At 41.4% G+C, this 13444-nt stretch carries 11 protein-coding genes; 1 reads left to right on the forward strand and 10 read right to left on the reverse strand.

What is annotated here, in order from left to right:
- Nucleotides 1-8: 8 nt before the first annotated feature.
- From FFM70_RS05175 to FFM70_RS05215, 9 genes are all read right to left on the reverse strand, one after another.
- Nucleotides 9-527, reverse strand: a complete 519-nt coding sequence (locus FFM70_RS05175; protein ID WP_137615786.1) for a hypothetical protein — start codon at nt 525-527, stop codon at nt 9-11.
- Nucleotides 505-1335, reverse strand: a complete 831-nt coding sequence (locus FFM70_RS05180) for an EAL domain-containing protein (RefSeq protein WP_137615787.1) — start codon at nt 1333-1335, stop codon at nt 505-507. The genes FFM70_RS05175 and FFM70_RS05180 overlap by 23 nt, the downstream gene beginning before the upstream one ends.
- Nucleotides 1336-1615: 280 nt before the next feature.
- Entirely contained in the window at nt 1616-2476 is an 861-nt protein-coding gene (locus FFM70_RS05185) for a GGDEF domain-containing protein (protein ID WP_137615788.1), read from the reverse strand.
- Entirely contained in the window at nt 2469-4628 is a 2160-nt protein-coding gene (locus FFM70_RS05190) for a cellulose biosynthesis cyclic di-GMP-binding regulatory protein BcsB (RefSeq protein WP_223877444.1), read from the reverse strand. The genes FFM70_RS05185 and FFM70_RS05190 overlap by 8 nt, the downstream gene beginning before the upstream one ends.
- The gene (locus FFM70_RS05195; protein ID WP_137615790.1) at nt 4567-5820 is read right to left on the reverse strand and encodes a glycosyltransferase family 2 protein; all 1254 of its coding nucleotides are present in this window, start codon (nt 5818-5820) and stop codon (nt 4567-4569) included. The genes FFM70_RS05190 and FFM70_RS05195 overlap by 62 nt, the downstream gene beginning before the upstream one ends.
- Nucleotides 5817-7406, reverse strand: a complete 1590-nt coding sequence (locus tag FFM70_RS05200; RefSeq protein ID WP_137615791.1) for a hypothetical protein — start codon at nt 7404-7406, stop codon at nt 5817-5819. The genes FFM70_RS05195 and FFM70_RS05200 overlap by 4 nt, the downstream gene beginning before the upstream one ends.
- Nucleotides 7403-8875 (reverse strand): glycan biosynthesis hexose transferase WsfD, encoded by a 1473-nt coding sequence (gene wsfD, locus FFM70_RS05205; RefSeq protein ID WP_137615916.1) that lies wholly within the window; start codon nt 8873-8875, stop codon nt 7403-7405. The genes FFM70_RS05200 and wsfD overlap by 4 nt, the downstream gene beginning before the upstream one ends.
- Before the next feature lie 118 nt (nt 8876-8993).
- Nucleotides 8994-10121 (reverse strand): glycosyl hydrolase family 8, encoded by a 1128-nt coding sequence (locus FFM70_RS05210; protein ID WP_137615792.1) that lies wholly within the window; start codon nt 10119-10121, stop codon nt 8994-8996.
- Between the two features lie 12 nt (nt 10122-10133).
- Nucleotides 10134-11555 carry an FAD-dependent oxidoreductase gene (locus FFM70_RS05215; RefSeq protein ID WP_137615793.1) on the reverse strand — a complete coding sequence of 474 codons (1422 nt, stop codon included), beginning with the start codon at nt 11553-11555 and terminating at the stop codon, nt 10134-10136.
- Nucleotides 11556-11788: 233 nt separating this feature from the next.
- Here FFM70_RS05215 and FFM70_RS05220 point away from each other — a divergent pair, with 233 nt between their 5' ends.
- The gene (locus FFM70_RS05220; RefSeq protein WP_137615794.1) at nt 11789-12469 is read left to right on the forward strand and encodes an EAL domain-containing protein; all 681 of its coding nucleotides are present in this window, start codon (nt 11789-11791) and stop codon (nt 12467-12469) included.
- A gap of 43 nt (nt 12470-12512) precedes the next feature.
- On the opposite strand, the gene galU is transcribed toward FFM70_RS05220, so the two are convergent.
- Nucleotides 12513-13433, reverse strand: coding sequence for a UTP--glucose-1-phosphate uridylyltransferase GalU (galU, locus tag FFM70_RS05225; protein WP_137615795.1), 921 nt, complete (start codon nt 13431-13433; stop codon nt 12513-12515).
- Between the last annotated feature and the right edge of the window lie 11 nt (nt 13434-13444).

The following is a 13444-nucleotide window of genomic DNA, read 5'->3' on the forward strand; positions in this document are numbered from 1 at the left end:
GCTTTACCTCACTCATCTAAATCGCTAATATCATTTGCTTCATACATCTTTTGAAACGTATCCGTCTCTAAATTTTGTTCTGGCTTAACATGGTAGTCGCGAACCGACTCCCGAAACGCTGGGGTGCCAAACCGGTCATCCATAAATTGTGCTAATAGCTTCGTGCGTTTTTTCTGGTTAATCGGATTAAAAGTCGGCCACTGCTCAACCACCCGATCACGTTTACGATTCTGAATAATTGTCATTGTCACGGCAAATAGTGACGAAAAGACAAACATGAATAACAGTAGGATGCCAATGAACTTAATTTCAAAGACGCCCTCATGATAAGTCCATAACCCTGGTACCCGTGGATCGACACTATGCCAAAAAGATAACCCGGTACTAACTACCGGAATGATCACCGCAATCCACCCTAGAAGTGCGATGAAGCTTTGCCAAATTTTCAAGCCCCAATGCCCTTTATTGAAGAAAGCATCCGTATATAACTGTTGCTTGTCTGTTTCAGTCGCGTTGCGCTTCGCCATTATTTTCCTCCTCGTTGTCCGGATCAATTGGTCGCCCAAATAAGTAGCCCTGCCGAATACCGATTTTTAACTGCTGGGCTAACTGTTCATCTTCAGCGTTCTCGACACCCATCAAAATTAAATTAATATGATGTTCTTGCGAAAGCTTGTACCAGAATTGTAAATTCAAATCAAGCCAAACCGAGGCATCCTTTTTCCGAAAATCACGCATGGAACATTTTAAAGCATCGATTTCTGGTAATAACCATTCAATACTTTTTAAGTCGCTCAAATTAGACCCAACGTTATCGATACCAAAGGTCATCCCGTATTTACGAGCTTGCCTGATACGCCGCCGAAAGAGCCATTTATTGATCCGCTTAGGCTGATACTTTGGCGTATACTCGACCGATAAATGCATTGGATCAATATTTGCAATCGCCCAGCGAACAAAATAACGAAAATCTGGACTGACAATTTGGTCATACTCTAAATTGATGGAGAGCGTAATTGGGACTTCGGGTAACGCTTTGAAAGTATCCTGTAACAAAAAAATGACCCGCTGAAGGGGTAATGAATCTAACTTTTGTGGTAATGACCAGGAGCCGTCTGAGTTATGTTGACGTAATAAACACTCATAACCCGTCACGTCGCCATGATAATCGACCTGTTTTTGAATAAAATAGCGTAATTCGATTTCATTATTTTCCAAGTAATTATTAGAACTCTTGCGCGAATACCAATAATAAATGAGAATTATAGCCATAAAGGCTACAGCTAATATTAGTGTTGTCCATAGTAAGTATGTCTCAAGTTGATCAAGCGTCATTATCGTCGTCTCCATGACTGAGTTACTGCATTTATCGTTGGCTTATGTAAGCATAACAAATTTAAATTAAAGTATAGACTTTTACTTATTCAGGTTCAAGGCTAATACCATGTTCTTAGGCAATAAAACGGCCAATGTGTTGATTTTCAAAATTAATTGGTGGTTTAGCTTAGTGTTTTCCATCAGAATTAGTGCCGAAAAATCGACTTAAATCACCATTAGCCAAACAAAAACCATGCGCTTGAAATAAGCCACATGGTTTGTAAAATGATTTAATTAACTACGACTGAGCAACATCATATTCAGTCGCTTTAATCCCATTATTCATAAAGTCATACGGACTCTTCATTTTATCAGGGTCCCAAGCAGAAATACCGACAACTAGTAAAACTTCCAAAGAACTCAAGCTCACCGACTTGGCTAAATTCTTTTCAAAGGCAACCTTGATTCGATTAGCGGCAATCTGTGCACCCGGTGTATCGGAAAATAATAAAATAGCCCAGGTCGGATTATCTTGATCTAACGAATAAGTAATATCGTTATCACGCGTCGTCGCTGAAATCGTATCCGACGTCAGCCGCAATAAATCCGTAAATTGTTGGTCGTTCATCATCCGTTTAATCTCATTGAAATACCGAATTCGAATAATGACCGTTGTCACAGGTAATTGAAAGCGCCGATTGGTTTCAATGAAGACTTGCGCATCTTGAATATAAGCCACTGTTGTCCGTAGATCCGTCCGTTCATCAAACGCCCCACGCTTCATAATATCTCCGCGTAACTTGGCATTTGCGGCTTGCAACTTGGTGAGGTTACGTGTCATCCCATAAAAAGTGGCTGACAAGAGTAACGGCATAATTAACCAAAATATCATGATTAATGGAATCGTCGAGTGATGTGTCGAATTGATATAGATCATCACTACAGCTTGCACAAAAATAAAGATAAGATTAGCTGTTAACCCCGTCACTGCCCCAAAAAAGTACGTCATGAGGATCATAATCAGCGTCAGACCCAAATAGATCGTATTTAACGTTAGGTTTGCCGTTAAAGTCATTAGAACAGCCGTCGTACTAAATAGACCGAGAAAGAGTAATAAATAAATATCCGCCATCACAGCGGTACGTTGATCATCATTCATGATGAGCGCGCCCCTTTCCGGTCATTAAGCCATTTTTACGTAAGATTAAGAACGCTGCTAAACCAATCATTAAAATCACGACAATCGCAATCGCTAAATAAACGACTAACTGCGAATTGCGTGAAACGACTGTTTTAGCACTCACCCCATCATCAACCGTCTTCTTCTTTTTAAAACGATAATCATAATGATTATTATCATGATCAACAACAATCGCATCCCCTTTATATTGGGAAATGTTCCGTTGATAATTCAGTTGCGTTGAGGCCCGATAAACATCCCCTGTATGTGCCGCAGTCACAATCAACAGACCAGCGCGGGCATTATAAGGCGAGCGTAGTAACTGAGCAGTCCCAATGTTCTGACCATAAGTTTGTTCAATACTCAGTTTTTCATTCGAAACAAAGCCATGATAATCTCGGTTGTATTTAAAATATAGCTTTGAATTCAAGGACTTAATAAACGCATTTTGTTGCGGTGTCCCGAATGCAATCACATTGCTCGTCTTCAAAACCGTTTTACTAGGCCGCTTGGTGTAGAACTGAACCTTGCCAGTATTGCTTTGAGCATAATTGCCAATCAAGTTAAACAGATTGGTCAACGTTTGATAGTCATCGCCTGTCAGTCGTTGCGGTCGAACAACTGCAATCTGATTAAAGGTATCATTTTTCAAAAAGAGATTCGGATAATTGGTAAAGAGCAAATCTGAAACTGGTTGGGACTTAATGTAAGCTTTCGAATCCGGCTCAATCGTGGCCCAAGGAGTGTCACTATTGTCCGAACTATCTTGGTCCGCCATCTCTAAGTCAAAGCTGACTTGAATCGTGAAAGTATGCCCCAGTGCCTTCCCTTTTGGCAACGTCACGGTCAAACTATCATTGTCCGCATGGGCAGCTGTCAGCTTCTTACTGCCTAATGGACTGCCATTCAAGGACACGGTCGCCAGTGCTCGCTTGAAATTCAAGTTTTTAGCATATCGAAAATGAATCCGAATCTGTGAGCCATCCGCATTGGTCCGATCAACTGGCAGACTAACAAAATAAGTGTTTGATTGATGTTTAGCACCTGTCAAAGTTTCCGCCTGTTTCGTCAATTGATAACTGCCATCATATTGTAATTCAGAGGTGTACGTCCGCGTATCAGCACTCACATATTCGGTATCCGCCTCAGTTTCCTGCATCAACTCTTGATTGGCCACAAAGCGACTCGCACGTTCTAGCATCGCGCCGGTCAGTGCCGTCACGACTAAATAATGTCGATTCCCTTTGGTGACCGTTTTAATCAACGCTCGCTGATCCAACTGATTACGGGTGATTTGCTGACGAAACGCCGCTGGTAAATGATCATAGGTCGCAATAACCAGTTGATAATCAGCCGCCTTCGCGGCATCGGTATCGGCCGTGGTCACCGGGATTTGACTAGCTTCAGTCGTAATCGTCCGCGCTTCTCCCGATAAAGCATACATACCAGCCGTTAATTCCGCATTGCTAGCTTGCTTAGGTAAGGTGATTACTGAATTTTCTTCCGCAATCGTATCGGTACCGGAAAAATGCGCATAAAATGACTTGATGGCCTTGGTCGGTGGCTCTAATTCATATTGAAAGTTAACATTAGCACCATCATAAATCGTTAACCAATTTGCCGGCGTTTGCGCGAGTTGATAATTTTTGTCACCGGTTTGATTTAAAATTTGGCCATTAATCTGTAATTGATTTTCACCCTGTAGCAACCGTAACGGTACTTTGATTGACTCCGTCTGCAAGCCAGTTTCCTTTTTAGGTCGAAATGAATAGAATTTAGTCCCATTCAACGACAAGGTGATATCTGAAGTTGACCGACTGGCTAATTGCGAAACCTGAAAATTAAAATTAATCGTTGCCGACTTAACCCGCCAATAATCCATCTTAATAAAATACAGGTTTGCTTGGACCGACTCACCTGACAGTGTCGTCGTGGTATTCTGGAACGGCTGCGTATAAGTCTTCAAGTTTGACGCCTTTTTAGTCGTCTTAGCCGCTTGAATCGAATATTCTGGTAACGTGACACTGCTCATCCCAACTGTTAATAATGCAATTAAGATTAATAACCAGCTACTGATAGCGTTTCGTCTTGTACCATTTGGCTTGCTGATGAAAAACTTGTTCACGAATATACCCCACCATTCCATGTGCTGCCACTGCCAACCACATCTGACTATAAACTAAGTACATAAAGATAATTAACATAAAGTTGGCGAATGTCATTTCACCTTTTTCCGTGGTGATCGTCACAAATGTACTAATGACGAAGGTCACCACGGCCATGACCCATAGTAAATTACTAAATCCCACTAAATCTGAATGTGCAATTCCAGCAACAGATAACACAAACATTGTATCGGACAAGATTAATGATGTCATTAATAGAAAATAAATCGATAAAAAGTATAATAAATCAAACCGAATTGGCCGACCAGACTTCGTAAATAACAATCGCGAATTTTTCAAAATCACATAAATATTGCCTTTGACCCACCGGGTTCGTTGATGAAACCAAACATCTAATGTTTGCGGTTCCTGCTCCCAAGTTACTGCTAGTGGCTGGAAGCGAATCCGATAACCCATGCGATAAATCCGAAAGCTAATTTCGGTATCTTCGGCGAGGGCCTTCACATCCCAGCCACCGATTTTTTCCAAAATGTCTCGACGAATCACATAGTTCGTGCCAGGAATTGTACATAACTTAAATAACTTTTCACGACCAGCCTGCGCCATCCACTGAAAAGATAACGTTTCGATATTAATAAAGCGTGTCAGCAACGATGCATTCTTATTACGTGTCCGAAACTTGCCAATCACTGCCGCCAATTTTGGATCCCCCAACAATTCTGCCACCAAGTAACGTAGTGCACTGGCTTGCGGCGTATTATCGGCATCATAAATTGAAATAATTGACCCACGTGCTTTTTTTAGCCCAATATTTAACGCATTCGATTTACCTTTACCACCGGTTACCTTATCCGTATTGATCACAACCAGATGACGATGCGGATACAGTGCTTGGACCCGGGCCAATAGTTCTGCCGAATTATCATCAGAATTATCATTGATGACGATAATCTCATATCGATCATGTGGATAGTCAAAATTTAATAATGACTGTAATGTTTTAACAATCACAATGCCTTCATTATGAGCCGGCACCATAATACTAACGAAGGGGACCTCGGCCGGCAGTTCAGGTGCCGGCCGACGAACCTTTTGTAAATAATTAATATAGCCCGCAATCGTCAGAATAACATTGACAACTAAAATCCCCCAAATCGCCAGAATTGCGACAAATAAGAAGCCGTCTAAAATCGTCATTTCGATTTTCCTCCTGACTTATTTTTAAACATATTCAGATAAACCCGTCGGCCAAGCAAAATAAAGCCAACAAATACGGCAAACGCCAATAAAAAGAAGACTAGGAGAAATTTTCCCTGTGCCTTAAAAAAGCGATTGACCCATATTTCTTCTGGTTTAACTTTCGCCAACGTTTTTAACTTAGTCGCTGACGTGTTGATAGTTGTTGGGTGTCCATTTAAAAAGTAGGTTCCCTGTTGATAACCAAAACTAGCCGTACCGCTGGTGATTTCAGTCTTAGTATCTGCTAATGCCGGATTAAACCACTGGTAATTGAGTCGTTTGAGTCGTCGAATCAAATCATGCAAAGACCGCTCACTATTTGGCATCGTCATCGTTACAGCCGTTGGAATTGGAAAATCGAGTCCTAGCTTACCAAGATCCGAGCCTTGCTTCACCGTTGCTAACGACGATGCTGGCAACCCATAAATACTCCGATCAAAGGTTCGTGCCTGATTATCTTGCTTCGCATAGACAGGTGTCGCTGGATCCGGCAACCATAAAATCTGGTTAGCCTTGGTCAAAGCGTTGTCACGATAAACCTGATCTTGATTCCAATAAGCAGACGTACTAATTCCGACCGGGAAAACCTGATTTTGAGCAAACTGAATCAAATAAGCCGTCATTAATCGATCTAGACCAGGACCACTACTAACGGTAACCCCGCCAACTACCGGCGTCTTTAGAAAAATGACCCCACCACGATTCTCAATTAAGCGTAGCACTTTAACAAAGCGTTGATAAGCTTTGAAATGCGCGTTATCGCCGACTGTAGTCGTACTAACTGCGAACGGAATTCCCGCTTGATACAGCCGTTTACTGAGTTGATTCAAGACCGTTAAGTTCGAATACGGCGTAACTTTTGTAATCGTTAATAATGGTTGATAATGCCCAGTCTGACCGAAAAGTTGGCCAATTAGTTGAGCTGCTAAAATAAAACTATAGCCGCCGGTCGAAAAATAAGGCAGATAACCTTGATTGCCGACCAACGTTCCGTAAGGGTAAAGCCGCTGATCAACCGATTGCGCTTTAAGCCAGCCAAACGTCCGCGCCTTTGCCGGCAACTGTGTAAGTGTCGTCATCGTTTCACTAAATGGTAATAATTGATGAATTTTTGCAGACTGATTTTGCAGCGTTAATTGTTGATGATAAAGTTTTACGCGCTGACCACCCAGTGCCGTCGCTTCCATCGCAGTTAGATTTTGGCCAATGTGCAATCGGGATCCCTTAAACCGACGTTGATCACGATTAAACGCTTGATTATTTATCGTCGTTTGTGGCCAGTTAATCATTGTAATGACACCTTGGTACTTAGTAAGCGTTCCAGCATGATAATCAGCCGCTGCGGTAGTTGTCACCCGCACTTGCGCTGCAGTTAAGAGACGTTGAATTGCGGCAATTTTTTGTTGATCATTATCGGCTACATTTTGTGAATCATACACGAAGAGCACACGTGGCGTGGACGCCGCTTGGACTGTCAGCATTGAAACACAACTAAAACTAACCAAGCTAATGACAGCCAATAACCATAACTTGACTCGTTTCATTTTGTCGCCTGCCCTTCGTCGTAAGCATGCCATAAGCGGTGGTTCAAAATATCTGAAACAAATAAAATGAAAATCAAATCAATGCTAACCGGTACCATGAAGATATGCTTAGCCAAATCCGCATCACCATCACCAACAATTGAAATAATGGGCACAAAGATGAACATCGATAGTAAGCCTAAAACTAGGAAGAACCGTAAAACACCCTCAATTTGATGTTGTTTAAGGTCGTTATAAAAGCCAACCGCATAAACCATTACTAAGGCAACCGCCAATAAACAGTTGAACGCAAACTTCTGTGGGAAGAACGCACCGGCAATCGAACTAAAACCGGTAAAGAACGTGACTTGTTGACCAGCTTTAGCACCAACATTTGGTAAATAATCTCCAACTGCTTTAACTTGAGTAATCATCACATCCGCTGAAGCAAGATCTAGTAACCGACCAAATTGTTTTAAGTGTGTCATATAATATTTAACGACCCACACAAAGTCATATTTTGTCAGTAAGTTTTTTTGGACATATTTACCAGAAGCATTGATTGTGGCAAACTGTTTTGCATAATAATCTTGACTTTTCATCAATGCGTACTGTTCATCAATCCCATTTTGACGCAACGTTTTACTAGGATCATCAGTCTGTGTCAGCACACCATGTGAAAAAGTCTGGTACGTATTAATTTGCGTGAAACTGGACCCAATCAATTTATAAGTCAACCCACCAGTAATTAACAACAGGCCCATTCCAACAATCAGATAAAGCCGCTGTGACTTGAAATTCGGTAAGAACAGCAACCCCATTGCGACAACGATATAACTCAGTGCGATGGGCGCATTCTGTGATTTACTTGAGATCAATAACACCGTGCTCACACCGAATAAAATAATCAACGGCCAGCGATGACGATAACGATGACGCGCCAACAATAAAATTGCTGCGAATGAATATAGCGTCATGCTTAACATCTGAGGCTCCGCAAAAAACGAATTGAAATATAACGTAAATGATGAGTCTCCGAAAACAAACACGACCAATAAAGCAATGAGGTAGTTACGCCACCGCTTTGCTGGGTATGTGAAGGCATCCGTTACTAAATAAATGCTCCCCAAATAGAACACGTAGTTCACTAGCCCCATGAACCGAATATCAAAAACTGTTTTACTGTAAAACAGTTTGTTTAACCCAATTGCTAATTTCACAAACAGCGGTTGCGATGAAAAATTAACTGATGAATACTCATTATAATATTTCATCAAACCATATTTTTGAGTCACAAAATCAAAATAATTATAATGAGTCCCCAATAATTTGTAAATGCCGTTACTATACATGGCACGATAATAATCACCGTTATCAGCGAGCCCATTGATTGGCGGCACAAAAATGAGTACCCCTGCTAAGATTGCACACAATAACGTTGCCAATAATGGTGGTGGCATCAGTCTTTCAAATTTTGTCGCGGCAATCATCAACCGCCGTTTCCACTTTTTCACCAAAAAATCCTCCATAAAAATTGAGCGGAGTCCTTACTAGCAGCTGATTAAGCTCAGTCACTAATAACGCCCCCGCTCATCTGAATCTAATTTGCTACTTTAGCGCGGCATTCAGGGCCGTTAAATTACTATAAGAATAAGTCTGACGTGTTTTAGCATTACCAATAGCACCAAAAATATCAGTAGCATGTGAGTTCACTTGTAAGCGCCAAACTTGTTGCATGGCTTGTTGATAATGTGTCTGATCGTTCTCAGCTGCAAAGATCATGGCAACCAACGCATAATTAGCAGCTGATTGTCCAGCCACTTTTACAATTCCAGTTGTCGTATACCCATTCTCAAGGTCACGTTTAGCCACCCGCTGGATCAACCAGCGGCGACTGGTCGCCTTCAGCTGTCCAATTTCAGCCAAATGCAGCAACGTCTCCAAGGCTTCGGAAGTATTCAGGCTACCACTACTGTACGTGCTCGTTGTCCACTGATAACTTTTGGCATAGAGTGGAAAAACATCACCTAAATAGCCACCTTTAACGACCGTCAATTGATCCCGGTAATACTTGCGATCAGCCTTCGTGTCTTGCTCAAAATACTTGAGCGTTTTAAAATCAAAATAAGCTAGGCTACCAGTTGTCGTGGACTTCTTACTTTGCATATCGTAATAATCCACTAGATGACCTTGCTTAATACTAGTGTTGACCAACGTCTGATACCGTGTACGTGCTTCTTGTCGATAATGCGTCGTTTGATGCATCTGATCATAAGTCAATAGCGCCCGAATAATCCGTAAATCATCCAGAGTCGCATTGACCCGATATCGCTTTTTGGCACGCGGATCATAACGATAACTGAACTGACCATGGTCATCAAAAGTTTTTTTTGTAGCCCGATAAAATTGCCTGAACGTTGCCCACTGTTTAGTGGTCGCCAAATATTGTAACCACATACCCGACGATTCACTCAACAATTCATGACCAGAGGCACTTTTACCTCGCTTAGCCGTTTCTAAATAGGTCGTATAGATTCCTTGTTTAGACAACAACTTTTGTTGCACAAAGTCTGCTAACCACTTGGATCTTTGCCGATCAGTCGTTGTTGCCAGCTTAGTCGGCGTTGCAAAGTTCGTCGGCGCTTGCGTCGGCAATTTAACCGTTACTTGTTTTTGACAACCACTAGCGAGTAACCCCAACGGCACGATTAATAAAACTAACCATTTCCATCGCATGGGTCACAACGCCTATTTCTGGTCGTTCAGACTTTGATCGTTCTGCTTAGCCCAGTCACCAACTGCAGTGACACGGCTCTTAGTCCGACCAGCCTTTTCTTCTTGGTCCACAGCCATTTGAGCAACCAGATTCAAATAATTGAACGGATCATCAAAGTTTGGCGAGAACAGCATATCAACAAAGGCTAAGTCATCAATGGTATTACCATTTTGAATCGCCACGGAAACTGTATTGGCTGATTGGGCCACTTCGTGTGGGCTCCAGAATTGCGCACCCAAGACTTTACGATTTTCAGGATTATAAGTTAATTCAATCGTTAATGGATCAGTTGATGGCATGTAACTTGGACGCCAGTTACCTTCAAAAACAACCCGTTCAACTGGGATATGACTTTGTTTGGCAACTTCGTAAGTCAAACCGGTCGTTGCTAACGTGTAATTAAATAATTGCATTGCTGAAGTCGCTTGCGTTCCCATGTAGCGTTGAATATCACCAAAGACATTCAATCCGGCTAAAGCCCCTTGACGGACCGCATTGGTGGCTAATGGCGTATAAGCTGAACGACCTGTTGGATTGAAGTTAACGACACAAGAATCACCGGCGGCATAAATATCAGGATTAGACGTTTGCACATAATCATTAATAATGATTGCACCATGCTTATCCATTTCAACTTGACCACGCAACAATTCAGTTGTTGGGACAAATCCAGTCCCAACGATGGCTAAGTCCGCTGTAAAATCGCCTTGATTCGTTTCAATGACTAATTCGCCGTCATCATTACCAGTAAACCCAGTGACCCGGTGATTCAATAGAACTTTCACACCGTGCTGTTTCAAAACATCAACGGCTCGGTCTGACATGTCTTTACTGATGTAATGATTCAAAATTTGATCATGCGACTGAAACAGTGTCACATCATGATCCGTATTGGCATAACTTTCAGAAAGTTCAGTCCCAATATAACCGGCACCAACAATGGCGATGCGCCGATTATCTTTAGCCGTCTTATAGATTTCTTGAGCTTGTTCATAAGTCTTGCACAATAAGACTTTCGATTCATCAATCCCAAAGATTGGTGGAACCGCCACAGATGACCCAGTTGTCATGATCAATTTGTCATAAGTGTCTTCAAAGACTTTGCCGCTAGCCATATCAGCCACCTGCATGGTCTTGGCTTTCGCATCAATTTTTAAAACATTATGCTTTGTTTTAACTGTGGCCCCTAATTTTTCTAGTGCATCTGGTGACGAATAGAACATGTCTTCCAAACGTTTTACTTTTCCACCTAAATATAAATAAATCCCACAAGATAAGAAAGAAATATTATCATTACGTTCATAAATAGTTACTTCAGATTCGGGATGATTTTTTAAGATTTGAGCTGCTGCCGCTGTTCCTGCATGGGTACATCCCACGATAACAATTTTCATATCTAACATCCTCCATTTTTTCGTTCATATAAATTAACAAACCACCATACATTATAACCGCTTTTACAACTAATTTATATCCAAAATCATTAATTGTTGCACAATTTTTTAGACAACCGACGAACAATCGTCTTTATTGGGTTGTTTATCGTTTCGCTCAAGCCTGATTTGGTATAAACTGTACCTTACAGAGTAATTTTCTTAAACATAATTTATATGCGAGGAGCACGGCTATGTATCGTTATTTTATTCAGCCACAATTAGATAAATTCAATAATTCATTAATTGGCTATGAAATGCTCATCCGTTATCGTGAAACTGAGAACGATCGTTGGACGCTGCCAGATAACTTTGAGGCAATTCCCATTGACGTTCAAATTGAACTACTCAAAGCCACGGCTAGCGAATTGTCCTTAAAAATCGGCTCAGTCTCAATCAACTTTAACCGCAAACAATTTCTCAATCCAGAAATTGCCAACGCGGTGATTGATGCACAAATGAAACTCTTCCCCACCAAAGTGATCGTCGAAGTCACCGAAGAACCAGGGGAAGACAATTATTCACTAGCTGCTATGCAAAAACAAATCGAATTGATTAAATCACACGGCCTTCAATTCAGTTTGGATGATGTCGGCACTGGGATTAACGTTTACGACCATATCAAACCACTACTCGGCTACGCTGAAGAAATCAAATTTGCGATGCAAAACTTTCGCAATGAAGAACGAGCTGACGAAATTCCCACCGAACTCAAATTCTGGCGCGGGATTGCAGCGAAACATGATATGCGTCTGATTCTAGAAGGTGTCGAAAACGACGCCGAAGATCAGCTAGCCGACGATTTAGAAATTCCATTACGTCAAGGCTACTACTACGGTAAACCACATTTATTCAAGCTAAAAAGTGACCACTAAAAAAACGTTGCAGCTGACTAACAGTTGCAACGTTTTTGTTTAATTATTTCGTATTTTTCTTAGTGTTACTAGCTGTGTTGGCATCAGCCTTGGTCAATTTTGCGCCAAGATCTTTGATATAGGCCCGTAAATCATCCTTAACGTCAGGATGCGTCAACCCATATTCAATCGTGGTCTTTAAATAGCCAAATTTGTAGCCGACATCATGCCGAGTGCCTTTGAATTCGTGTGCAAAGACGCGCTGAGTCTTATTCAAGGTATCGATGGCATCAGTTAGTTGAATTTCATTACCTTTACCAGGCTTTTGATGTTCTAAGACATCAAAAATTTCTGGTGTTAATAAGTAACGACCAATGATAGCTAAATCACTTGGTGCATCTTCAGGACTTGGCTTTTCAACAAAGTTGTTAACATTGAACAAGCCAGGTTCTTTTTCGCTTTCAGGATTGATCACACCATACTTTGAAACTTCTTCATGAGGCACTTTCATCACAGCCAAAGTTGAGGCATGAGTCTTATCATAACTATCCATTAATTGTTTAGTTAACGGCACTTTGTCTTCCATCAAGTCATCACCAAGCATGACAACGAAAGGTTCATCACCAACGAAAGCTTTGGCAGTTAAAACCGCATCCCCTAAGCCACGTGGGTGTGATTGACGAATGAAATATAAATTAACATCGGTGGTTTCTTGAACCAACTTCAACATTTCATCCTTGTGCTTTGCGCGTAAATTATCTTCAAGTTCTGGGTTAGAATCGTAGTAATCTTCAATACTACGCTTACTCTTCCCAGTTACAATGACAATATCTTCAATCCCAGACTTCCGGGCTTCATCCACGATAAATTGGATAGTCGGCTTGTCAACGATTGGCAACATTTCCTTTGGCATTGCTTTAGTAGCAGGTAAAAAACGTGTTCCTAAACCAGCAGCTGGAATCACTGCTTTTTTAACTCTAGACATATGATAATCCT

The organism is Lactiplantibacillus nangangensis (assembly GCF_005405065.1).
Classification (GTDB): Bacteria; Bacillota; Bacilli; order Lactobacillales; family Lactobacillaceae; genus Lactiplantibacillus; species Lactiplantibacillus nangangensis.

Excerpts from the sequence above, each read along its gene's own strand:
- FFM70_RS05175 (WP_137615786.1), bottom strand. The coding sequence starts at position 527 with ATGGCGAAGCGCAACGCGACTGAAACAGACAAGCAACAGTTATATACG.
- FFM70_RS05180 (WP_137615787.1), bottom strand. The coding sequence starts at position 1,335 with ATGACGCTTGATCAACTTGAGACATACTTACTATGGACAACACTAATA.
- FFM70_RS05185 (WP_137615788.1), bottom strand. The coding sequence starts at position 2,476 with ATGAATGATGATCAACGTACCGCTGTGATGGCGGATATTTATTTATTA.
- FFM70_RS05195 (WP_137615790.1), bottom strand. The coding sequence starts at position 5,820 with ATGACGATTTTAGACGGCTTCTTATTTGTCGCAATTCTGGCGATTTGG.
- FFM70_RS05200 (WP_137615791.1), bottom strand. The coding sequence starts at position 7,406 with ATGAAACGAGTCAAGTTATGGTTATTGGCTGTCATTAGCTTGGTTAGT.
- wsfD (WP_137615916.1), bottom strand. The coding sequence starts at position 8,875 with ATGATTGCCGCGACAAAATTTGAAAGACTGATGCCACCACCATTATTG.
- FFM70_RS05210 (WP_137615792.1), bottom strand. The coding sequence starts at position 10,121 with ATGCGATGGAAATGGTTAGTTTTATTAATCGTGCCGTTGGGGTTACTC.
- FFM70_RS05215 (WP_137615793.1), bottom strand. The coding sequence starts at position 11,555 with ATGAAAATTGTTATCGTGGGATGTACCCATGCAGGAACAGCGGCAGCA.
- FFM70_RS05220 (WP_137615794.1), top strand. The coding sequence starts at position 11,789 with ATGTATCGTTATTTTATTCAGCCACAATTAGATAAATTCAATAATTCA.
- galU (WP_137615795.1), bottom strand. The coding sequence starts at position 13,433 with ATGTCTAGAGTTAAAAAAGCAGTGATTCCAGCTGCTGGTTTAGGAACA.